This window comes from Isoptericola variabilis 225 (assembly GCF_000215105.1).
In the GTDB taxonomy this organism is placed as follows: domain Bacteria; phylum Actinomycetota; class Actinomycetes; order Actinomycetales; family Cellulomonadaceae; genus Isoptericola; species Isoptericola variabilis_A.
Genome location: NC_015588.1, coordinates 2,342,280 through 2,364,670, shown reverse-complemented (window position 1 = coordinate 2,364,670; position 22,391 = coordinate 2,342,280). Strand labels below are relative to the sequence as shown.

Genomic DNA, 22,391 nt, shown 5'->3' with positions numbered 1-22,391 from the left:
GGACAGGGTCGCCGCACGTCGACGCCCCGACGGACGCCGCCCACCACGTCGAGCGCACGTGCGCATGACCGGGGTGGTGCCGGCCGCCCCGCGCCCCGGTCGTCGGCACGCCAAGGGGCGCGTCGACGACCGGGGAGCCCCAAGGAACATCCGGACCGCGGCGTCCGGTGGCACCGCCGCTGGGTCCCCTTGGCGCTCGCCGCGATGCTCGGCGCTCTCGCCGGAGCAGGCACGACCGCCGCGTGGTTGCACCCGGACCGGACGACCCCGCCGACAGTCGCGGGCCAGCCTGACCCCGCCCGGGTCGCGGAGCTCGAGCGAGCCGAGGCCGAGCGGAACGCCCAGAGCCTGGAAGCCCTGGCGACGTTCGGCGTTGGTCTGCAGGACGAGCTGGCCCCTGTGCTCGAGGGGTTGCACGGCGCCCACCCGTCGGACGGCTCGACGCGCCGGACGCCCACCGGAGAGGATGTCGACGAGTGGCGTGCTTCCCTCGAGGAACTGGCGGTCGAGGCGGACGCACTCCCGTCGGGCGGGACGGAGCACAACATGGTGCGCAGCGGCTTCGTGCTCACGCTCGAGCTGCTCGGCAGCTCGGTCGACCTCGTCGAGCAGGCACTCTCGGCGGAGCCCGCGTCGGACGAGACGCTCTTCCGACTTGCGGGCGCTGCGCGAGACCATGCCGTCGACGCCTTCGGCAGCGCGGCGATGCAGCTCGACAACCTCTATGTCACGGCGGACAAGGGTCATCTCCACCTCGTGCTGCGCGCGGGCGAGGGCGGCGTGCCGCTCGACGACCCGCACGGGCACCCAGGCCACTGAGGACCCGGACGCCCGGAGGTGCGGCGGCAGGAGCCCCGCGCGTCAATGCGTGGCGGCGTGGAGCATGACCACGTCGTCGTGCTCCACGCCCCCGACCACGTACGTGCGGCGGCCGACGACGGTGAACCCGTGCCGGCGGTAGAACGCCTGTGCCCGAGCGTTCTGCCCGTTGGTCCCGAGCCAGAGCGGACGCGGCGTGGGGTGACCTGCGCGGGCGGCGAGCCCGCCCGCCGCCGCGACGGCGCCCTCCATGAGCGCGCCGGCCACCCCGGTGCCCTGAGCACGCGGGTGCACGTAGATCTTGGACAGCTCGGCGTACGGGCCTGACCCCACGACGTCGCGCAGCACGGCCGCCTCCGCCTCTCCGTCGGGCATCCCGAGGACCACGAGCGCGTACCCGAGGACCGCGGGCGACGACGCCTCGTCGGTCGCCACGACGAGCGCGTGCGCGTCGCTGCGGGCCCAGGCCTCGAAGCGGGCCGGCGTGAGCTTGTCCGCGACGTGCGCCGCCATCGTGGCCACGGGGGTGCCGGGCGGGCAGGCGAGCGGGAACGTCAGGGCGGCGAGCCAGGCGATCTCGGCGGCCTCCTCGGGCCGGGCAGGTCGGACGACGACGTCGGTGCGTGCGGTCACGGCACCGAATCTAGCCGGCGGGGAGGCGGCGGGGCCCGCGCGCCCGAGCACCGGGAGGGCCGGGCCGCGGACGTTGGCCGTGACCTGCGGCGACGTGTCTTCGGGGCCGTGTGCGCCGGGTCACGTCGCACGGGGTTGGCGCGACGCCGCGAGAGGTGTAATGTTCTCTGACGTCAGCCCGACAGGCAGACGGACACGAAGAGCCCAGCACGGCGCGAGCCGGCAGGCAAAGTGGCCGCCCGGGGTTGGAACTCACACCGAATCGATCGGGTGCTCAGTGCGCTCCGGGCGAGGGTGTGTGGGGCTTGCCGGTCCGACCGGGAGCTCCGGTCCGCGGGAACGCGGGGTTGGAGACGCCGGGAAGGTCTGGTAAGTTAGAAGGGTTGCCCCGGACGGGGTCGGAGCCTTGGGGGTTTCGGCCTGGATGGTGTGCGTCGGTTGTTTGAGAACTCAACAGTGTGCTTGATAGTCAATGCCAAGCATTTTTGAACCCTGTCCGGGTTGCCGCGCCTTTTGGGTGTGGTGGTCTGGTGGGATTCCTTTGGATGGACTGAGCTAGTGATAGTTTGGTCTGGCCAGTATCGATCAAGCGCCCGGTCGTGCCTTTGTGGTGCGTGGGTGTTTGTTTTCTCTTTTACGGAGAGTTTGATCCTGGCTCAGGACGAACGCTGGCGGCGTGCTTAACACATGCAAGTCGAACGGTGAAGCCCAGCTTGCTGGGTGGATCAGTGGCGAACGGGTGAGTAACACGTGAGCAACCTGCCCTCCACTTCGGGATAAGCCTTGGAAACGGGGTCTAATACCGGATATGAGCGCTCATCGCATGGTGGGTGTTGGAAAGTTTTTCGGTGGGGGATGGGCTCGCGGCCTATCAGCTTGTTGGTGGGGTGATGGCCTACCAAGGCTTCGACGGGTAGCCGGCCTGAGAGGGCGACCGGCCACACTGGGACTGAGACACGGCCCAGACTCCTACGGGAGGCAGCAGTGGGGAATATTGCACAATGGGCGCAAGCCTGATGCAGCGACGCCGCGTGAGGGATGACGGCCTTCGGGTTGTAAACCTCTTTCAGCAGGGAAGAAGCGCAAGTGACGGTACCTGCAGAAGAAGCGCCGGCTAACTACGTGCCAGCAGCCGCGGTAATACGTAGGGCGCAAGCGTTGTCCGGAATTATTGGGCGTAAAGAGCTCGTAGGCGGTCTGTCGCGTCTGGTGTGAAAACCCGAGGCTCAACCTCGGGCTTGCATCGGGTACGGGCAGACTAGAGTGCGGTAGGGGAGACTGGAATTCCTGGTGTAGCGGTGGAATGCGCAGATATCAGGAGGAACACCGATGGCGAAGGCAGGTCTCTGGGCCGCAACTGACGCTGAGGAGCGAAAGCATGGGGAGCGAACAGGATTAGATACCCTGGTAGTCCATGCCGTAAACGTTGGGCACTAGGTGTGGGGCTCATTCCACGAGTTCCGTGCCGCAGCTAACGCATTAAGTGCCCCGCCTGGGGAGTACGGCCGCAAGGCTAAAACTCAAAGGAATTGACGGGGGCCCGCACAAGCGGCGGAGCATGCGGATTAATTCGATGCAACGCGAAGAACCTTACCAAGGCTTGACATGCACCGGAAACACTCAGAGATGGGTGCCCCGTAAGGTCGGTGCACAGGTGGTGCATGGTTGTCGTCAGCTCGTGTCGTGAGATGTTGGGTTAAGTCCCGCAACGAGCGCAACCCTTGTCCCATGTTGCCAGCGGGTTATGCCGGGGACTCATGGGAGACTGCCGGGGTCAACTCGGAGGAAGGTGGGGATGACGTCAAATCATCATGCCCCTTATGTCTTGGGCTTCACGCATGCTACAATGGCCGGTACAGAGGGCTGCGATACCGTAAGGTGGAGCGAATCCCAAAAAGCCGGTCTCAGTTCGGATTGGGGTCTGCAACTCGACCCCATGAAGTCGGAGTCGCTAGTAATCGCAGATCAGCAACGCTGCGGTGAATACGTTCCCGGGCCTTGTACACACCGCCCGTCAAGTCACGAAAGTTGGTAACACCCGAAGCCCATGGCCCAACCGGTTCGCCGGGGGGAGTGGTCGAAGGTGGGACTGGCGATTGGGACTAAGTCGTAACAAGGTAGCCGTACCGGAAGGTGCGGCTGGATCACCTCCTTTCTAAGGAGCACTCGTATCCCCGTGCACCGTGGTGCGTCCGGTGGGTCTCTTCGTGGGGGCCGGCCGGGTGGGGGTAGAGGAGGACCGCTGCAGGTGCCGATCGTGCGCCTGGTGGTCGCTCGAGGGTGGAACGTTGACCGTAGAGCCTTTCGTGCACCTGGTGTGCCGGCTAGTACGCCCCTGTGGGGTGGGAAGACCGGTGCGGGGGTGTGGGGTTCGGAGAGCACACTGTTGGGTCCTGAGACAGCCGGCCGCGTTGGTCGGGGGTTTCAGTGGGTAGCGGGTCACCGGTCGGTGCCGAACCGCTTCCACGCGTCCCCTCGTGGGGGGTGTGGGGGTAGGCGCGCCTGGGGCTGGTGGGTTCGTCCGTAGCTTGAGAACTGCACAGTGGACGCGAGCATCCCAGATGTTCGAGGACCCTTCGACGGGTGCGTGCCGAGGCTTTCGGGCCTGGGTGGGTGCTGGTTGGTGGGTCGTCTTGGACTCTGCGAAATATTTGTAGTGTGTGTCGAAGTTTTTAAGGGCACAGGGTGGATGCCTTGGCACTAGGAGCCGAAGAAGGACGTGGTAGCCTGCGATAAGCCTCGGGGAGCTGGCAAACGAGCTGTGATCCGAGGGTGTCCGAATGGGGGAACCCGGCCCAAGTCATGTTGGGTCACCTGTACCTGAATTCATAGGGTGCAGGGGGGAACGTCGGGAAGTGAAACATCTCAGTACCGGCAGGAAGAGATATTCCGTGAGTAGTGGCGAGCGAAAGCGGATGAGGCCAAACCGTGCACGTGGTAAAGCTGTCAGGCGTTGCGTGTGCGGGGTTGTGGGACCTTCTTGGAGTCGCTGACACGACTCCGGCCAGTGAGAAAGCCGTGTCATAGCCGAACCGGGTTGAAAACCGGACCACAGTGGGTGTGAGTCCCGTAGGCGAAATGGTGCGGCCTGGCGGAGGGGATCCCAAGTAGCACGGGGCCCGAGAAATCTCGTGTGAATCTGGCAAGACCACTTGCTAAGCCTAAATACTCCCTAGTGACCGATAGCGGACCAGTACCGTGAGGGAAAGGTGAAAAGTACCCCGGGAGGGGAGTGAAATAGTACCTGAAACCGTGTGCCTACAATCCGTCGGAGCCTCCTTGGTTGGGGTGACGGCGTGCCTTTTGAAGAATGAGCCTGCGAGTTAGTGCTCGGTGGCGAGGTTAACCCGTGCGGGGTAGCCGTAGCGAAAGCGAGTCCGAACAGGGCGATTGAGTCGCCGGGTCTAGACCCGAAGCGAAGTGATCTAGCCATGGGCAGGTTGAAGCGCCGGTAAGACGGCGTGGAGGACCGAACCCACCAGGGTTGAAAACCTGGGGGATGACCTGTGGTTAGGGGTGAAAGGCCAATCAAACTTCGTGATAGCTGGTTCTCCCCGAAATGCATTTAGGTGCAGCGTCGTGTGTTTCTTGCCGGAGGTAGAGCTACTGGATGGCCGATGGGCCTCACCGGGTTACTGACGTCAGCCAAACTCCGAATGCCGGTAAGAGTAAGCACGGCAGTGAGACTGCGGGGGATAAGCTCCGTAGTCGAGAGGGAAACAGCCCAGACCACCGGCTAAGGCCCCTAAGCGTGTGCTCAGTGGGAAAGGATGTGGAGTTGCACAGACAACCAGGAGGTTGGCTTAGAAGCAGCCACCCTTGAAAGAGTGCGTAATAGCTCACTGGTCAAGTGATTCCGCGCCGACAATGTAGCGGGGCTCAAGTACACCGCCGAAGCCGTGGCACCCACACGATCGCCCAGCCGTACCCCTCGGGGTGTGGTTCAGGTGTGTGGGTGGGTAGGGGAGCGTCGTGTGGGCGGTGAAGCCGCGGAGTGATCCAGCGGTGGAGGCCACACGAGTGAGAATGCAGGCATGAGTAGCGAAAGACGGGTGAGAAACCCGTCCGCCGAATGACCAAGGGTTCCAGGGCCAGGTTAATCCGCCCTGGGTAAGTCGGGACCTAAGGCGAGGCCGACAGGCGTAGTCGATGGACAAGGAGTTGATATTCTCCTACCGGCGAAGAACCGCCCATACCGAGCCCGGTGATACTAACCACCCCAAGCCGGCCACCGACACCTTCGGGTGTCACCGGCCGGGGCGGCGTGGGACCTGAACCGGTAGTAGGTAAGCGTGTTAACAGGGGTGACGCAGGAAGGTAGCCCGGCGTGGCGATGGTTGACCACGTCCAAGGCCGTAGCCCGTCCCGTAGGCAAATCCGCGGGACATACAGGGTGAGAGCTGACGGTGACCGCGTAGGCGGGAACAGGGTGATCCTCAGCTGCCAAGAAAAGCCTCGACGCGAGGTTCTAGCCGCCCGTACCCCAAACCGACTCAGGTGGTCAGGTAGAGAATACCGAGGCGATCGAGCGAATCGTGGTTAAGGAACTCGGCAAAATGCCCCCGTAACTTCGGGAGAAGGGGGGCCTGAACCGTGACCCGGACATGCTCCGGTGAGCGGGGAGGGCCGCAGAGACCAGGGAGAAGCGACTGTTTACTAAAAACACAGGTCCGTGCGAAGTCGCAAGACGATGTATACGGACTGACGCCTGCCCGGTGCTGGAAGGTTAAGAGGACGGGTCAGCCGCAAGGCGAAGCCCAGAATTTAAGCCCCAGTAAACGGCGGTGGTAACTATAACCATCCTAAGGTAGCGAAATTCCTTGTCGGGTAAGTTCCGACCTGCACGAATGGCGTAACGACTTCTCCGCTGTCTCAACCGCGAGCTCGGCGAAATTGCACTACGAGTAAAGATGCTCGTTACGCGCAGCAGGACGGAAAGACCCCGGGACCTTTACTACAGCTTGGTATTGGTGTTCGGTGCGGCTTGTGTAGGATAGGTGGGAGACTGTGAAGCTCACGCGCCAGCGTGGGTGGAGTCATCGTTGAAATACCACTCTGGCCGCATCGACCATCTAACCTCGGTCCGTGATCCGGATCAGGGACAGTGCCTGGTGGGTAGTTTAACTGGGGCGGTTGCCTCCCAAAGAGTAACGGAGGCGCTCAAAGGTTCCCTCAGCCTGGTTGGCAATCAGGTGTCGAGTGCAAGTGCACAAGGGAGCTTGACTGTGAGACCGACAGGTCGAGCAGGGACGAAAGTCGGAACTAGTGATCCGGCGGTGGCTTGTGGAAGCGCCGTCGCTCAACGGATAAAAGGTACCCCGGGGATAACAGGCTGATCTTGCCCAAGAGTCCATATCGACGGCATGGTTTGGCACCTCGATGTCGGCTCGTCGCATCCTGGGGCTGGAGTAGGTCCCAAGGGTTGGGCTGTTCGCCCATTAAAGCGGTACGCGAGCTGGGTTTAGAACGTCGTGAGACAGTTCGGTCCCTATCCGCTGCGCGCGCAGGAAACTTGAGAAGGGCTGTCCCTAGTACGAGAGGACCGGGACGGACGAACCTCTGGTGTGCCAGTTGTACTGCCAAGTGCACCGCTGGTTAGCTACGTTCGGAAGGGATAACCGCTGAAAGCATCTAAGCGGGAAGCCTGCTTCAAGATGAGGTTTCCATCCACCCTTGTGGTGGGAGAGGCACCCAGCGAGACCACTGGGTAGATAGGCCGGATGTGGAAGACAGGACCAACGACTGTCGCAGCTGACCGGTACTAATCAGCCGACAACTTCAACACCCACTCCTTCAATGCACGCGTCCACTGTGCGGTTCCCGAGCAACGGGCACCACCCCCACCACCACACCACCAGGTGCGGCGGCACCGGGGGCACCCCGAACAGCTCCATACAGTTACGGCGGTCATAGCGAAGGGGAAACGCCCGGTCCCATTCCGAACCCGGAAGCTCAGCCCTTCAGCGCCGATGGTACTGCCCCCGCCAGGGGGTGGGAGAGTAGGACGCCGCCGGACACCCTTTCACGAAGGCCCCGCACCACCCGGTGCGGGGCCTTCGCTGTTTCTCCGGACCGGCAGGCTTCGTCACGGTCGGGTGCGGCACTGTCGGGGTCGCACGGCTTGGGCGAGGTGCGACGTGGGCCACGCGAGAGCCGTGCCGGCGCCCTCGGTGCGGCCACTAGACTGGCCGTCATGTCCACCATCTCCCGTGACGAGGTCGCGCGCGTCGCCGCGCTCGCGCGCATCGACCTGCGGCCCGAGGAGGTCGACCGTCTCGCCGGCGAGCTCGACGTCATCGTCGAGTCGATTGCCCGCGTGCGCGAGGTCGCGACCCCCGACGTCCCCGCGACGAGCCACCCGCTGCCGATGACGAACGTGTTCCGCGAGGACGTCCCGCAGCCGGCGCTGCCGGTCGAGGACGTGCTGGCGGGTGCGCCCGAGGCGGAGGACGGCCGTTTTGCCGTGCCGCAGATCCTCGGGGAGGAGTGAGATGACCGACCTGACCCGTCTCTCCGCCGCAGAGCTCGCGGAGAACCTGCGCAGCCGCGAGGTCTCGAGCGTCGAGGCGACGCAGGCGCACCTCGACCGGATCGCCGCCGTCGACGGCGCGGTGCACGCCTTCCTCCACGTGAGCGCGGACGAGGCGCTGCGGACCGCGGCCGACGTCGACGCGCGGCGCGCCGCGGGCGAGGACCTGCACCCCCTGGCGGGCGTCCCGATCGCGGTCAAGGACGTCGTCGTCACCAAGGGCATGCCCTCCACGGCGGGCTCGAAGATCCTCGAGGGCTGGATCCCGCCGTACGACGCGACGCTCGTCGAGAAGATCCGCTCCGCGGGCCTGCCGATCCTGGGCAAGACGAACATGGACGAGTTCGCCATGGGCTCCTCGACCGAGCACTCGGCCTACGGCAACTCGCACAACCCGTGGGACCTCGACCGCATCCCCGGCGGCTCCGGCGGCGGCTCCGCCGCGGCGCTGGCCGCGTTCGAGGCGCCGCTGGCCATCGGTACCGACACGGGCGGCTCGATCCGCCAGCCCGGTGCGGTCACCGGCACGGTCGGGGTCAAGCCGACGTACGGCGGCGTCTCCCGCTACGGCCTCATCGCGCTGGCCTCGAGCCTCGACCAGGCAGGCCCCGTGACGCGCACGGTCCTCGACTCCGCGCTGCTGCACGAGCTCATCGGCGGTCACGACCCGCGCGACTCCACGTCGATCCCCGAGCCGCTGCCGCCGCTCGTCGAGGCTGCCCGCCACGGCGCGGCCGGCGACCTCTCGGGTCTCAAGGTCGGTGTCGTCACGCAGCTCCAGGGCGAGGGCTACCAGCCCGGCGTGCTCGCGCGGTTCCACGAGTCGCTCGAGCTGCTGCAGAAGGCCGGCGCGGAGATCGTCGAGGTCTCCTGCCCGCACTTCGACTACGCGCTCGCCGCGTACTACCTCATCCTCCCGGCCGAGGCGTCGAGCAACCTGGCCAAGTTCGACGGGATGCGCTTCGGTCTGCGCGTCGAGCCCGAGGCGGGCCCGGTCACGGCCGAGCGCGTCATGGCCGCGACGCGCGGTGCCGGCTTCGGCGACGAGGTGAAGCGCCGCATCATCCTGGGCACGTACGCGCTGAGCGCCGGCTACTACGACGCGTACTACGGCAGCGCCCAGAAGGTGCGCACCCTCATCCAGCGCGACTTCGCCGCGGCGTTCGGCCAGGCCGACGTGCTCGTCTCCCCGACGGCGCCCACGACGGCGTTCAAGCTCGGCGAGAAGCTCGACGACCCGCTCGCGATGTACCTCAACGACGTCGCGACGATCCCCGCCAACCTGGCCGGCGTCCCGGGCATGTCGGTGCCCAACGGCCTGTCGGACGACGGGCTGCCCACCGGGTTCCAGATCCTCGCACCCGCCAAGGCGGACGACCGCCTGTACCGCGTCGGCGCCGCTCTCGAGGCGGCCCTGGAGTCCGCCTGGGGCGGGCCGCTCCTGGCCCAGGCACCCGAGCTCGGCTGACGGAGGAAGAACGACCATGACCACCGCGTCCGCACCCACCACGGCCCTCGTCGACTACGACGACGCCGTCCGCCGCTACGACCCGGTCCTCGGCATCGAGGTCCACGTCGAGCTCGGCACCCGGACCAAGATGTTCTGCCCCGCCGAGGTCGAGTTCGGCGCCCCGCCGAACACCCAGGTGACCCCGGTGAGCCTCGGGCTGCCCGGCGCCTTGCCGGTCGTCAACGGCAAGGCCGTCGAGTACGCCATCCGCATCGGGCTGGCGCTCAACTGCCAGATCGCCGAGAACTGCCGTTTCGCCCGGAAGCACTACTTCTACCCGGACATCCCGAAGAACTTCCAGACGTCGCAGTACGACGAGCCGATCGCGTTCGACGGCTGGCTCGACGTCGAGCTCGAGGACGGCACGGTGCACCGTGTCGAGATCGAGCGCGCCCACATGGAGGAGGACGCGGGCAAGAACACCCACGTCGGCGGCTCCACCGGCCGGATCCACGGCGCCGAGTACTCGCTGGTCGACTACAACCGGGCGGGCATCCCGCTCGTCGAGATCGTCACCAAGCCCATCACCGGCGCCGGCGAGCGCGCCCCCGAGGTCGCCCGCGCGTACGTCCAGGCGCTGCGCGACATCTTCCGCGTGCTCGACGTGTCCGAGGCCCGGATGGAGCGGGGCAACGTCCGCGCCGACGTCAACGTGTCGCTGCGCCCGAGCCCGGACGCCCCGCTCGGCACCCGCACCGAGACCAAGAACGTCAACTCGTTCCGCTCGGTCGAGCGCGCCGTCCGGTACGAGATCTCGCGCCAGGCCGGGATCCTCGACGCCGGGACCGCCGTCGTGCAGGAGACGCGCCACTGGCACGAGGACACCGGCATCACGACCGCCGGCCGCGTGAAGTCCGACGCCGAGGACTACCGGTACTTCCCGGAGCCCGACCTCGTGCCCGTCGCGCCGAGCCGCGAGTGGGTCGAGGAGATCCGCGCGAGCCTGCCCGAGCTGCCGCAGGCGCGTCGTCGCCGGCTCCAGACCGAGTGGGGCTACGCCGACGCCGAGATGCGCGACGTCGTCAACGCCGGCGCGCTCGACCTCATCGAGGCGACCGTCGCCGCGGGCACGAGCCCCGCGGGCGCGCGCAAGTGGTGGATGGGCGAGCTCGCGCGCCGGGCCAAGCAGGACGAGGTCGCGCTCGCCGACATGCCGATCACGCCGCAGCAGATCGCCCAGCTGCAGGGGCTCGTCGACTCGGGCCGCATCAACGACAAGCTCGCGCGCCAGGTGCTCGACGGCGTGCTCGCGGGCGAGGGCGGCCCCGAGCAGGTCGTCGCCGCGCGGGGCCTCGAGGTCGTGTCCGACGACGGCGCGCTCCTCGCGGCGATCGACGAGGCGCTCGCTGCGCAGCCCGACGTCGTCGAGAAGGTCCGCGGCGGCAACCAGGGCCCGGTGGGCGCGATCATCGGCGCCGTCATGAAGGCGACGCGCGGCCAGGCGGACGCCAAGCGCGTCCGCGAGCTCGTGCTGGAGAGGATCGGGGCGTGAGATCGCCCGTCATCCACGGCGAGATGGTGCGCCTGCGCCCCATCGAGGCCCGCGACGCCGAGCGTCTGTGGGAGTCGCTGCAGGACCCGGAAGGGCTGCGCCTGACCGGGACCACCGCGACGTTCACGCGCGAGCAGGTTGACGAGTGGGCCGCGACCGTGACCGACCGTCCCGGACGGTACGACTGGGCGATCACGCCCGGCGCCGTCCGGGACGGCCAGCCGGTGAGCGACGAGCTGATCGGCGAGATCGTCCTCAACGACCTCGACGAGCACGCCGGTTCGGCGAACCTGCGGCTGCAGATGCTGCCCGACTACCGGGGCCGCGGGTACGGGCGCGAGGCGATCATCGAGGTCCTGCGCTTCGCGTTCGACCACGACGCCGGCCCGCACCTGCACCGCGTGAGCCTCGACGTGCTGAGCATCAACCCGCGGGCCCGCGCCCTGTACGGGTCGCTCGGGTTCCGCGAGGAGGGCGTCCTGCGCGACGTCTACCGCGACGGCGACGGCTGGGCCGACTCGATCGTCATGAGCATCCTCGAGGACGAGTTCCGCGCGGACCACGCCGCCGCTCGGTGACGGCGTCCGCCCAGGTGGCAGGTGCCCGGGGCGACCACGACGCGGACGGGCGCACCGTCGTCGGACGCGGCGGCGTACCCTGCGCGAAGGCGCCGCCCGCGGCGTCGACGCGATCCGCGAGAAGGAGCTGAGATGAGCCGCCCCCTGCGCTCCCGCACGTCCACCCACGGCCGCAACATGGCCGGCGCCCGCGCCCTCTGGCGCGCGACGGGCATGGGCTCGGAAGACTTCGGGAAGCCGATCGTCGCGATCGCCAACTCGTACACGCAGTTCGTCCCGGGGCACGTGCACCTCAAGGACATGGGCGACCTCGTGGCGTCCGCGATCCGTGAGGCCGGCGGCGTCGCCAAGGAGTTCAACACCATCGCGGTCGACGACGGCATCGCGATGGGCCACGGCGGCATGCTCTACTCGCTGCCCAGCCGCGACCTCATCGCCGACTCGGTCGAGTACATGGTCAACGCGCACTGCGCCGACGCCCTCGTGTGCATCTCCAACTGCGACAAGATCACGCCCGGCATGCTCAACGCGGCGCTGCGGCTCAACATCCCGGTCATCTTCGTCTCGGGCGGGCCGATGGAGGCCGGCAAGGCGGTCGTGGCCGACGGCGTCGCGAAGACGAACCTCAACCTCGTCAACGCGATCAACTACTCGGCGGACGACAACGTCTCCGACGAGGCGCTCGCGAAGGTCGAGGAGAACGCCTGCCCCACCTGCGGCTCCTGCTCCGGCATGTTCACGGCGAACTCCATGAACTGCCTCACCGAGGCGCTCGGCCTGTCGCTGCCGGGCAACGGCTCGACGCTCGCGACGCACGCCGCGCGCAAGGAGCTCTTCCTCGAGGCCGGCCGTACGATCGTCGAGCTCGCCAAGCGGTACTACGACGACGAGGACGACACCGCCGCGCCCCGCGGCATCGCGACCAAGGCCGCGTTCATGAACGCCATGGCGCTCGACGTCGCGATGGGCGGCTCGACCAACACCGTCCTGCACATCCTCGCGGCCGCGCAGGAGGCCGAGGTCGACTTCACGCTCGCGGACATCGACGACCTCAGCCGTCGCGTGCCGTGCCTCGCGAAGGTCGCGCCCAACCACCCGAACTACCACATGGAGGACGTCCACCGGGCCGGCGGCATCCCCGCGCTGCTGGGCGAGCTCGACCGGGCGGGCCTCCTCGACCACGACGTCACGAGCGTCCACACGCCCACGCTGCGCGAGTGGCTCGACGACTGGGACGTCCGCGGCGGCAAGGCGACCGAGCGCGCGATCGAGCTGTTCCACGCGGCGCCCGGCGGCGTGCGCACCACGCAGGCGTTCTCCACGACCAACCGGTGGGAGAGCCTCGACCTCGACCCGGTGAACGGGTGCATCCGCGACGTCGAGCACGCCTACACCGTCGAGGGCGGTCTGGCGGTGCTGCGCGGCAACCTCGCCGAGGACGGTGCGGTCTTCAAGACGGCGGGCGTCGACCCCGACGTCTTCCACTTCGTGGGCCGCGCGCTCGTGTGCGAGTCGCAGGACGAGGCCGTCGAGAAGATCCTCACCAAGCAGGTCCAGCCCGGCCACGTCGTCGTCGTGCGCTACGAGGGACCGGCCGGCGGGCCCGGCATGCAGGAGATGCTGTACCCGACGTCGTTCATCAAGGGCCGCGGCCTGGGCAAGGTCTGCGCGCTCATCACCGACGGCCGGTTCTCGGGCGGGTCGAGCGGGATCTCGGTCGGGCACGTGTCGCCCGAGGCGGCCGCCGGTGGGGTGATCGGGCTCGTCGAGGACGGCGACGAGATCGAGATCGACGTCGAGTCCCGGCTGATCCGGTTGAACGTGCCGGACGAGGTCATCGCGGAGCGGCGGGCGAAGATGGAGGCTTCGGAGTCTCCGTGGACCCCCGTTTCTCGTGACCGGTATGTGTCGCCGGCGCTGCAGGCGTATGCGGCGATGGCGACGTCGGCGGATCGTGGGGCTGTGCGGGACGTTTCTCGTCTTCGTCGCTGATCCTTTCTTGCGTTCGTTCGTCTTGCGTTCGGCGGAGGGAAGGACCTCGCGCGCGCGGCAGCGTTCACGGGCCCCAGGGGGCCCTCCACTTCGGGTCTGACTGCCGCGCGCGCGAGGTCCTTCCCTCCGCCGTCGTGCATCGTCTTCCGTTCGGTCCGACGTTCTCCAGCGTTCTTCGGGCTGCTCGGTTGCGTTTCGCGCACGACGGCGATCGCGCGCCTAGGCTCTGGGCATGACGACGCAGTCCGGGACTGGGACGACTCCTGACATCAAGCCGCGGTCGCGGCAGGTGACCGACGGGCTCGAGGCGACGGCGGCGCGCGGGATGCTGCGCGCGGTCGGGATGGGCGACGAGGACTTCGCCAAGCCGCAGGTCGGCGTCGCGAGCTCCTGGAACGAGATCACGCCCTGCAACCTGTCGCTCGATCGGCTCGCCAAGGCCGTGAAGAACGGCGTGCACGCGGGAGGCGGGTACCCGCTCGAGTTCGGCACGATCTCGGTGTCCGACGGCATCTCCATGGGGCACGAGGGGATGCACTTCTCGCTCGTGAGCCGCGACATCATCGCCGACTCGGTCGAGACGGTCATGCAGGCCGAGCGGCTCGACGGCTCGGTGCTGCTCGCCGGGTGCGACAAGTCGCTGCCCGGCATGCTCATGGCCGCCGCACGCCTCGACCTCGCGAGCGTGTTCCTCTACGCCGGCTCGATCATGCCCGGGTGGGTCAAGCTCTCCGACGGCACCGAGAAGGACGTGACGATCATCGACGCGTTCGAGGCCGTGGGGGCGTGCGCCCGCGGGCTCATGAGCCGCGAGGACGTCGACCGCATCGAACGCGCGATCTGCCCCGGCGAGGGTGCGTGCGGCGGCATGTACACCGCCAACACGATGGCGTCGGCGGCCGAGGCTCTCGGCATGTCGCTGCCCGGGTCGGCCGCGCCGCCGTCGGCGGACCGGCGTCGGGACGCGTACGCGCACGCCTCGGGCGAGGCCGTCGTCGAGCTGCTGCGCCGGGGCATCACCGCGCGCGACATCCTCACCAAGGAGGCGTTCGAGAACGCCATCGCCGTCGTCATGGCGTTCGGGGGGTCGACCAACGCGGTGCTGCACCTGCTCGCCATCGCGCACGAGGCCGAGGTCGAGCTCACGCTCGACGACTTCGACCGTGTCGCGAGCCGCGTCCCGCACCTGGGCGACCTCAAGCCCTTCGGCCGGTACGTCATGAACGACGTCGACCGCATCGGCGGCGTGCCGGTGATCATGAAGGCGCTGCTCGACGCCGGCCTGCTGCACGGCGACTGCCTCACGGTCACGGGCCGCACGGTCGCCGAGAACCTCGCCGCGGTGAACCCGCCCGACCCCGACGGCAAGATCCTCCGCGCCCTGGACCGGCCGATCCACCCGACCGGCGGCATCACGATCCTGCACGGCTCGCTCGCGCCCGACGGTGCCGTCGTCAAGAGCGCCGGTTTCGACGACGACGTCTTCGAGGGCACCGCGCGGGTGTTCGAGCGCGAGCGCGGCGCGCTCGACGCGCTCGAGGACGGCACGATCCAGGCGGGCGACGTCGTCGTGATCCGCTACGAGGGACCCAAGGGCGGGCCGGGCATGCGCGAGATGCTCGCGATCACCGGTGCGATCAAGGGCGCGGGCCTCGGCAAGGACGTCCTGCTCGTGACCGACGGGCGTTTCTCCGGCGGGACCACCGGCCTGTGCGTCGGGCACATCGCCCCGGAGGCGGTCGACGCCGGACCGATCGCGTTCGTGCGCGACGGCGACCGCATCCGCCTCGACGTGCGCAACAAGACGCTCGACCTGCTCGTCGACCCCGCCGAGCTCGCCGCGCGCCGCGAAGGCTGGGCGCCCCTGCCGCACCCGTACCGGCGCGGGGTGCTCGCCAAGTACACGAAGCTCGTGCAGTCCGCCTCGCGCGGGGCCGTCCTGGGCTGATGGGCCCGGGAGCCCTGCGCCGGGGCGGTGCCACGCTGCTGGCGGGCGGCCTGCTCGTCGCCGTCGTGGTGGTCGGTGCCGCGAGTCCCCTGGTGGGCGGGGCGCTCGCCGCCGGGGCGGGACTCGTCGTGGGCGCGCGTCGTCGGGCTCCGCGGGGCGCACGATCCGTCGCCGCCCTGGCGCTCTGCTATCTCGCGTCGGCCTGGGGCCTCGCCGGGCCCAGGGCTGGGGTCGGCGACGACGCGGCCCAGGCCACGTTCCGCACGGACCGTGCGGGTCAGCTCGCACGACATCGGCGGCCTGAGCCAGCGGGACGTCGACCTCGCCCGGCGGATCACCGACGCCGCGCGCGAGCTCGACATCCCGATCGGTGCGGAGGGCTAGCCGCTCACCTGGGTGGATGACCATCCCTTGACACGCTTGACCCTCTCACGGGACGGGCGTGAAAACCGCTATGCTCCGCCTGACGCCGGCGTGCCGCCGGCGACGGACGAGGTGGTCCCGGCGCGCCGCGGCCACGAGGGAGGCGCGCGTGGCGACGGCGGAGCACGTCGGCCTGGCGATCGAGACGCACGGGCTGCGCAAGACGTACCGGAGCGTGCGCGGGCGCTCGGTCGGGGTCGAAGGGCTGGACCTCGCGGTTCCCGTCGGGGGAGTGCACGGGTTCCTCGGCCCCAACGGGTCCGGCAAGACGACGACGATCCGGATGCTGCTCGGCCTCGTGCGGCCCGACCGCGGCACGGCCCGCATCTTCGGCCACGAGGTGCCGCGCGAGCTGCCCGCCGTCGTCGGACGGGTCGGGGCGATCGTCGAGAGCCCCAAGTTCTTCCCCGCCTTCAGCGCCCGGCGCAACCTCACGCTCCTGGCCGACGCGATCGGCGCGCCGCGCGCCCGGGTCGACGCCGTGCTGGAGGAGGTGGCGCTCGCGGGTCGCGACCGCGACCGGTACCGCACGTACTCGCTCGGCATGAAGCAGCGCCTGGCGATCGCGGCCACGCTCCTCAAGGACCCCGACCTGCTCATCTTCGACGAGCCCACGAACGGCCTCGACCCCGCGGGCATCCGCGAGGTCCGCCAGACGATGCGCGGGCTGGCCGACCAGGGCAAGACGGTGCTGGTCTCGAGCCACATCCTGGCCGAGGTCGAGCAGATCGCCGACACCGTGTCGATCGTGGCGCGCGGCCGGCTTATCGCGTCGGGCAGCGTCGCGTCACTCCTCGGCGAGGGGAAGCGCTCGGTACGTGTGCGGGTCCGGCCCGACGACGCGAAGCTCGCGACGACGGCGCTCGAGGCGGACGGCCTCGTGGTGCGCCCCGAGCAGGGAGCGCTCGTGGTCGACGGCGTCCCCGATCCGGCGTACGTGACGCGCCTGCTGGGGGAGCGGGGGGTGTGGCTCAGCGAGCTCACGCCGCTGCAGGCCGACCTCGAGTCGGTGTTCCTCGGGCTCACCCAGCATGAGACGCCGGGCGGGCGCACGCACCGTGGCGAGCGCCGTCGTCGACGGCGGGGCGATGCCGGGCCGCCGCCGTCGGCGCCCGTGCCTGCGGTGGTCGGGGCGGGTGCCGCCGCCGGTGCCGACGACGCGGTCCGTGACGGCTCCGCGGACGGAGGTGCCCGATGACGCGGCTGCTGAGGGTCGAGCTGCGCCGCCTGTGGGCGCGGCGGCTCACGCGGTGGATGACCGTCGCGGTGCTCGCCGTCGTGGCGATCACCGGTGCGTCCGCCTTCTCGATGGCCTCGCCGCCGACCGAGGCGCAGATCGCCGAGGCGGAACGGTTCTACGCCGACGAGCTCGCGTGGTGGGAGGAGCACGGCGAGGAGCAGGTCGCGTCCTGCAAGGAGGACGAGGCCGCTCAGCCTGAGCCCGTCGACTGGGGCTGCGACGACATGGCGCCGCGGCTCGAGCACTTCCTGCCGCCGACGACGACGTTCGTGCCGAGCGCCGAGCAGCGCGGGTCGATGGGTCCCGAGAGCACCGACCCCGCGGTCGCCGCCGTCTACTCGTCGCTCTGGTACGGCTGGGGCGGCCTCGCGGCCGCGGCCCAGAGCGCCACGTTCCTGCTCGTCATCGCGTTCGTCGTCGCGGTGAGCTTCGTGACGGCCGAGACGTCGTCGGGGGCGCTCGGGATGTGGCTCACCTTCGAGCCGCGGCGTCAGCGGGTCTACTGGTCCAAGGCCGCCGCGGCCGGGCTCGGCACGGTGCCGCTGGTGCTGCTCGGATGGGCCGCGGTCGTCGGCGTCGTCTACGCCGCGCACGCGTGGTACGGCACGCTCGGCGACGTGACGCCCCAGGTCTGGGGAGAGGTCGCCGCGTACACGGGCAGGCTCGTCGTGGCCGGGGCGGCGACGGCGGTCGTGGGCGTGGCGCTCGGGGTCCTGCTGCGGCACGCCGCCGCCGCGATCGGCGCGGCCGTCGTCCTGCTGTGGGCGAGCAGCGTGTTCAGCTACGGGCTCGGCGAGCTGCAGCGGTGGATGCCTGCGCTCAACCTGCGGGCGTGGGTCGACGCCGGGGCCACCTACGGCACGACGACGTCGCTCGTCGCCGAGGACGGCACGTACTACGAGGAGTGGGTCGAGCGGGCGGTGTCCCAGACCCAGGGCGGCGTGTACCTGCTGGTGCTCACGGCGCTGCTCACGCTCGTCGCCGTGCTCGTGTTCCGGCGGCGCGACGTCGCCTGACCGCGGACCGTGTCCACGGTCGTGAGCCGGGAGTCCATGATGTGGGACTCCCGGCTCACGACGTGACATCTCCGCCTCGGCGGCGTAACGTGCGTCACGTGCAGACGACGATTCTCGTAGTACTTCTTCCTGGGCGCGCCGGCTGAGGCCACGCACCGGGCTTCGTCAGCGCGCTCACCCCTCGTCCGTCCCCGCGTCCGCCGGGACCGAGGGGTTTTTCATTGCACCCGTCCCGTACGACCGGCAGGAGAGACCGATGGTCCAGCCGAACCCGACCCCCGCACAGGTCGCCGCGCGCGCCTCGAGCGCGCCCGGCAGCCCCGCGAGCCTGGCCACGCGCGCCGAGTCGCGCAGCCGCGGCGTCGGCGTACCGGAGGGGTCGCGGCCGACCGTCCGGGAGGAGAACGTCACGGGCGCGCAGTCGATCGTCAAGTCGCTGGAGGCGGTCGGCGCGGAGGTCGTGTTCGGCATCCCCGGCGGTGCGATCCTGCCGACATACGACCCGCTCATGGACTCCAAGGCGCTGCGCCACATCCTGGTGCGCCACGAGCAGGGCGGCGGCCACGCGGCGTCGGGCTACGCCCACGCGACGGGCAAGGTCGGCGTGACCATGGCGACGTCGGGCCCCGGCGCGACGAACCTCGTGACGCCGATCGCCGACGCGAACATGGACTCGGTGCCCATGGTCGCCATCACGGGCCAGGTCGGGGCGCCGATGATCGGCACGGACGCCTTCCAGGAGGCGGACATCGTCGGCATCACGATGCCGATCACCAAGCACTCGTACCTCGTGACCGACCCCGACGAGATCCCGCGCACGATCGCCGAGGCGTTCCACATCGCCTCGACCGGCCGGCCCGGCCCGGTGCTCGTCGACATCGCCAAGTCGGCGATGCAGGCGCGGACCACGTTCTCCTGGCCGCAGGAGCTGCAGCTGCCCGGGTACCACCCCGTGACGAAGCCGCACGCGAAGCAGATCCGCGAGGCGGCCCGCCTGCTCGCGACCGCGCGCCGGCCCGTCCTGTACGTGGGCGGCGGCGTGATCCGGGCCGGCGCGTCGGCGCTGCTGCGCAAGCTCGTCGACCTCTCGGGCGCTCCCGTCGTCACGACGCTCATGGCGCGCGGCGCGGTGCCCGACAGCCACCCCCAGCACCTCGGCATGCCCGGCATGCACGGCACCGTCCCCGCCGTGGCCGCGCTGCAGAAGGCCGACCTCATCGTCGCGCTGGGCGCCCGGTTCGACGACCGCGTCACCGGCAAGCTGTCGAGCTTCGCCCCGCACGCCGCGATCGTGCACGCCGACATCGACCCCGCCGAGATCGGCAAGAACCGCGAGGTCGACGTCCCGATCGTCGGGGACCTGCGCGAGGTCATCGCGGACCTGCTGCCGGTGCTCGAGCAGGAGCACGCGACGTCGGGCAAGCCCGATGTCGAGGCGTGGTGGCACCAGATCGACACCTGGCGCTCGACGTACCCGCTCGGCTACTCGCCGACCGACGACGGTCACCTCGCGCCGCAGCACGTCATCGGACGCCTGGGCGAGCTCTCCGGTCCGGAGACGATCTACGTCGCCGGCGTCGGCCAGCACCAGATGTGGGCCGCCCAGTTCATCTCGTACGAGAACCCGCGCACCTGGATCAACTCGGGCGGCCTCGGCACGATGGGCTACGCGATCCCCGCGGCCATGGGAGCCAAGGTCGGTGCGCCCGACCGCGACGTGTGGGCGATCGACGGCGACGGCTGCTTCCAGATGACCAACCAGGAGCTCGCGACCTGCGCGATCAACGACATCCCCATCAAGGTGGCGCTGATCAACAACAGCTCGCTCGGCATGGTGCGCCAGTGGCAGACGCTGTTCTACAACGAGCGGTACTCGAACACCGACCTGCACACCGGGCACGGCACCGTCCGCATCCCCGACTTCGTCAAGCTCGCCGAGGCGTACGGCTGCGTGGGCATCCGCGTCGAGCACGAGCGCGAGGTCGACGAGGCGATCCGCAAGGCGAACGAGATCGACGACCGCCCCGTCGTCGTCGACTTCACCGTCTCGCGCGACGCCATGGTGTGGCCCATGGTCGCCGCGGGCGTGAGCAACGACGACATCCAGTACGCGCGCGGCATCTCGCCCGCCTGGGACCGGGAGGACTGAGCACATGTCCCGACACACTCTCTCCGTGCTCGTGGAGAACAAGCCCGGCGTCCTCACGCGCGTCGCCGGCCTGTTCGCCCGCCGCGCCTTCAACATCCACTCCCTGGCCGTCGGCCCCACCGAGCACGAGGAGATCTCGCGCATCACCGTGGTGGTCGACGTCGAGGACCACCCGCTCGAGCAGGTGACCAAGCAGCTGAACAAGCTGGTGCACGTCATCAAGATCGTCGAGCTGGACCCCGAGTCGTCCGTGCAGCGCGAGCTGCTGCTCGTCAAGGTCAAGGCAGACGCCGCGACCCGTTCGGGCGTGCTCGAGGTCGTCGAGCTCTTCCGCGCGCACGTCGTCGACGTCGTGCCCGACACCGTCGTCATCGAGGCGACGGGCACGGCCGCCAAGCTCGGCGCGCTGCTCGCGGCGCTCGAGCCCTACGGCGTCCGCGAGATCGTCAAGTCGGGCACGCTCGCCGTCGGGCGCGGCTCGCGATCGATCACCGACCGGGCGCTCGAGCGGGTCCGCAGCGCCTGACGCACCCGACACCCCCACCCCGAGACTCGCATCACCGAGAAAGAGGAGCACCACCGTGGCTGAGCTGTTCTACGACGACGACGCCGACCTGTCCATCATCCAGCAGCGCAAGGTCGCCGTCATCGGCTACGGCAGCCAGGGGCACGCCCACGCGCTCAACCTGCGCGACTCGGGCGTCGACGTCCGCGTCGGCCTGCGCGAGGGCTCGGCGTCGGTCGCCAAGGCCGAGGACGAGGGCCTGCGGGTCCTGCCCGTCGCCGAGGCCGTGGCCGAGGCCGACGTCGTCGTGATCCTCGCCCCCGACCAGGTGCAGCGTCACCTGTACCGCGACGAGATCGCGCCGAACCTCAAGGACGGCGCCGCGCTCGTCTTCGGGCACGGTTTCAACATCCGCTTCGGCTACATCAAGCCCGAGGCCGACCACGACGTCCTCATGGTCGCCCCCAAGGGCCCGGGCCACCTCGTGCGCCGCGAGTACGTCGACGGCCGCGGCGTGCCCGTGATCGTCGCCGTCGAGCAGGACGCCTCGGGCTCGGCCTGGGACGTCGCGCTGTCCTACGCCAAGGCGATCGGCGGCCTGCGCGCCGCGGGCATCAAGACGACCTTCACCGAGGAGACCGAGACCGACCTGTTCGGCGAGCAGGCCGTCCTGTGCGGCGGCGCCTCGCAGCTCGTCCAGTACGGCTTCGAGGTCCTCACCGAGGCCGGCTACCAGCCCGAGGTCGCGTACTTCGAGGTGCTGCACGAGCTCAAGCTCATCGTCGACCTCATGGTCGAGGGCGGCATCGCCAAGCAGCGCTGGTCGGTCTCCGACACGGCCGAGTACGGCGACTACGTCTCCGGACCGCGCGTCATCGACCCGCACGTCAAGGAGAACATGAAGGCCGTGCTCGCGGACATCCAGTCGGGTGCCTTCGCCGAGCGCTTCATCGCCGACCAGGACGCCGGCGCACCCGAGTTCAAGGCGCTGCGCGCCAAGGGCGAGCAGCACCCGATCGAGGCCACCGGCCGCGAGCTGCGCAAGATGTTCGCCTGGATCAAGCCCGCTGACTCCGACTACACGGAGGGCAGCGCCGCTCGCTGACCCACCATCGTCAGCAGCGACGCGCGCGGCCGTCGTCCCCGGTGATCCCGGGACGGCGGCCGCGCGTTCGTGTTCATCCTTCCGCCGAGGTAGCGCGCCTCTCGACGAGGTAGCGCGTTCCTTCGCGAGGTAGCGCTCTCTTTCGGCGAGGTAGCGACGGCCGGTCGTCCGGTGCCCGACGGCGGTGCTCGCGTCAGACGGTGAGCCCGGCCATGCGCAACGCGGCGTCGACGAGCTTGGCCTCGGTCCAGGCGGGCGCGGTAGACGATCCGGACCAAGGTGCTCGCGGCGTCGGCGAACCGCGCGCTACTTCGCGTGGCGGTGCGCTACCTCGCGGGATTGCGCGCTACTTCGCGTGGCGGTGCGCTACCTCGCGGGATTGCGCGCTACTTCGCGCGGCGGTGCGCTACCTCGCGGGATCGCGCGCTACCTCGGCGGGTCGGGCGCTACGT

14 protein-coding genes and 3 rRNA genes are annotated in these 22,391 nt (G+C 69.2%); 16 read left to right on the top strand and 1 reads right to left on the bottom strand.

Annotation, left to right across the window (positions count from 1 at the left end):
• The first annotated feature begins 189 nt into the window (after positions 1-189).
• Positions 190-819: a hypothetical protein gene (locus ISOVA_RS11040; RefSeq protein WP_143762114.1), complete on the top strand. Its 630-nt coding sequence runs from the start codon at positions 190-192 to the stop codon at positions 817-819.
• 42 nt (positions 820-861) lie between these two features.
• Here ISOVA_RS11040 and ISOVA_RS11035 read toward each other — a convergent pair whose 3' ends face one another.
• Positions 862-1,452, bottom strand: coding sequence for a GNAT family N-acetyltransferase (locus tag ISOVA_RS11035; protein ID WP_041294865.1), 591 nt, complete (start codon positions 1,450-1,452; stop codon positions 862-864).
• A gap of 633 nt (positions 1,453-2,085) precedes the next feature.
• Between ISOVA_RS11035 and ISOVA_RS11030 the strand changes: the two genes are divergently transcribed.
• From ISOVA_RS11030 to ilvC, 15 genes are all read left to right on the top strand, one after another.
• Positions 2,086-3,607: ribosomal RNA gene (locus tag ISOVA_RS11030) — 16S ribosomal RNA — on the top strand.
• A gap of 507 nt (positions 3,608-4,114) precedes the next feature.
• Positions 4,115-7,237: ribosomal RNA gene (locus tag ISOVA_RS11025) — 23S ribosomal RNA — on the top strand.
• Positions 7,238-7,351: 114 nt separating this feature from the next.
• Positions 7,352-7,468, top strand: a 5S ribosomal RNA gene (rrf, locus tag ISOVA_RS11020).
• Together the 16S, 23S and 5S rRNA genes form the textbook arrangement of a ribosomal RNA operon.
• A gap of 177 nt (positions 7,469-7,645) precedes the next feature.
• Positions 7,646-7,942: an Asp-tRNA(Asn)/Glu-tRNA(Gln) amidotransferase subunit GatC gene (gene gatC, locus ISOVA_RS11015; protein ID WP_013839303.1), complete on the top strand. Its 297-nt coding sequence runs from the start codon at positions 7,646-7,648 to the stop codon at positions 7,940-7,942.
• 1 nt (position 7,943) lies between these two features.
• A complete protein-coding gene (gatA, locus tag ISOVA_RS11010) occupies positions 7,944-9,449 on the top strand; it encodes an Asp-tRNA(Asn)/Glu-tRNA(Gln) amidotransferase subunit GatA (protein WP_013839302.1) in 1,506 nt (501 codons plus the stop codon).
• 16 nt (positions 9,450-9,465) lie between these two features.
• Positions 9,466-10,983 (top strand): Asp-tRNA(Asn)/Glu-tRNA(Gln) amidotransferase subunit GatB, encoded by a 1,518-nt coding sequence (gene gatB, locus ISOVA_RS11005; protein ID WP_013839301.1) that lies wholly within the window; start codon positions 9,466-9,468, stop codon positions 10,981-10,983.
• Entirely contained in the window at positions 10,980-11,561 is a 582-nt protein-coding gene (locus tag ISOVA_RS11000; RefSeq protein ID WP_013839300.1) for a GNAT family N-acetyltransferase, read from the top strand. Before gatB ends, ISOVA_RS11000 begins: the two co-directional genes overlap by 4 nt.
• 132 nt (positions 11,562-11,693) lie before the next feature.
• The gene (gene ilvD / locus ISOVA_RS10995; RefSeq protein WP_013839299.1) at positions 11,694-13,553 is read left to right on the top strand and encodes a dihydroxy-acid dehydratase; all 1,860 of its coding nucleotides are present in this window, start codon (positions 11,694-11,696) and stop codon (positions 13,551-13,553) included.
• A 232-nt stretch (positions 13,554-13,785) separates the two neighbouring features.
• Positions 13,786-15,501 (top strand): dihydroxy-acid dehydratase, encoded by a 1,716-nt coding sequence (ilvD, locus tag ISOVA_RS10990; RefSeq protein WP_013839298.1) that lies wholly within the window; start codon positions 13,786-13,788, stop codon positions 15,499-15,501.
• A 270-nt stretch (positions 15,502-15,771) separates the two neighbouring features.
• Positions 15,772-15,885 carry a 4a-hydroxytetrahydrobiopterin dehydratase gene (locus ISOVA_RS17300; protein ID WP_233275882.1) on the top strand — a complete coding sequence of 38 codons (114 nt, stop codon included), beginning with the start codon at positions 15,772-15,774 and terminating at the stop codon, positions 15,883-15,885.
• A gap of 148 nt (positions 15,886-16,033) precedes the next feature.
• Positions 16,034-17,122: an ABC transporter ATP-binding protein gene (locus ISOVA_RS10985; protein ID WP_013839297.1), complete on the top strand. Its 1,089-nt coding sequence runs from the start codon at positions 16,034-16,036 to the stop codon at positions 17,120-17,122.
• Positions 17,119-18,180, top strand: a complete 1,062-nt coding sequence (locus ISOVA_RS15600) for an ABC transporter permease subunit (RefSeq protein ID WP_013839296.1) — start codon at positions 17,119-17,121, stop codon at positions 18,178-18,180. The genes ISOVA_RS10985 and ISOVA_RS15600 overlap by 4 nt, the downstream gene beginning before the upstream one ends.
• A gap of 256 nt (positions 18,181-18,436) precedes the next feature.
• Positions 18,437-20,329: an acetolactate synthase large subunit gene (locus ISOVA_RS10975; protein WP_013839295.1), complete on the top strand. Its 1,893-nt coding sequence runs from the start codon at positions 18,437-18,439 to the stop codon at positions 20,327-20,329.
• A 4-nt stretch (positions 20,330-20,333) separates the two neighbouring features.
• Complete coding sequence (ilvN, locus tag ISOVA_RS10970; RefSeq protein ID WP_013839294.1) at positions 20,334-20,855, top strand: acetolactate synthase small subunit; 522 nt, start codon at positions 20,334-20,336, stop codon at positions 20,853-20,855.
• 55 nt (positions 20,856-20,910) lie between these two features.
• On the top strand, positions 20,911-21,939 hold the full coding sequence (gene ilvC / locus ISOVA_RS10965; RefSeq protein WP_013839293.1) for a ketol-acid reductoisomerase: 1,029 nt from the start codon (positions 20,911-20,913) through the stop codon (positions 21,937-21,939).
• Positions 21,940-22,391: the final 452 nt, after the last annotated feature.

Bases quoted from the DNA above. Each gene is read 5' to 3' on its own strand.
- ilvD (WP_013839298.1), top strand. From the start codon at position 13,786: ATGACGACGCAGTCCGGGACTGGGACGACTCCTGACATCAAGCCGCGG.
- gatB (WP_013839301.1), top strand. From the start codon at position 9,466: ATGACCACCGCGTCCGCACCCACCACGGCCCTCGTCGACTACGACGAC.
- gatC (WP_013839303.1), top strand. From the start codon at position 7,646: ATGTCCACCATCTCCCGTGACGAGGTCGCGCGCGTCGCCGCGCTCGCG.
- ISOVA_RS10975 (WP_013839295.1), top strand. From the start codon at position 18,437: ATGGTCCAGCCGAACCCGACCCCCGCACAGGTCGCCGCGCGCGCCTCG.
- ilvD (WP_013839299.1), top strand. From the start codon at position 11,694: ATGAGCCGCCCCCTGCGCTCCCGCACGTCCACCCACGGCCGCAACATG.
- gatA (WP_013839302.1), top strand. From the start codon at position 7,944: ATGACCGACCTGACCCGTCTCTCCGCCGCAGAGCTCGCGGAGAACCTG.
- ISOVA_RS15600 (WP_013839296.1), top strand. From the start codon at position 17,119: ATGACGCGGCTGCTGAGGGTCGAGCTGCGCCGCCTGTGGGCGCGGCGG.
- ilvN (WP_013839294.1), top strand. From the start codon at position 20,334: ATGTCCCGACACACTCTCTCCGTGCTCGTGGAGAACAAGCCCGGCGTC.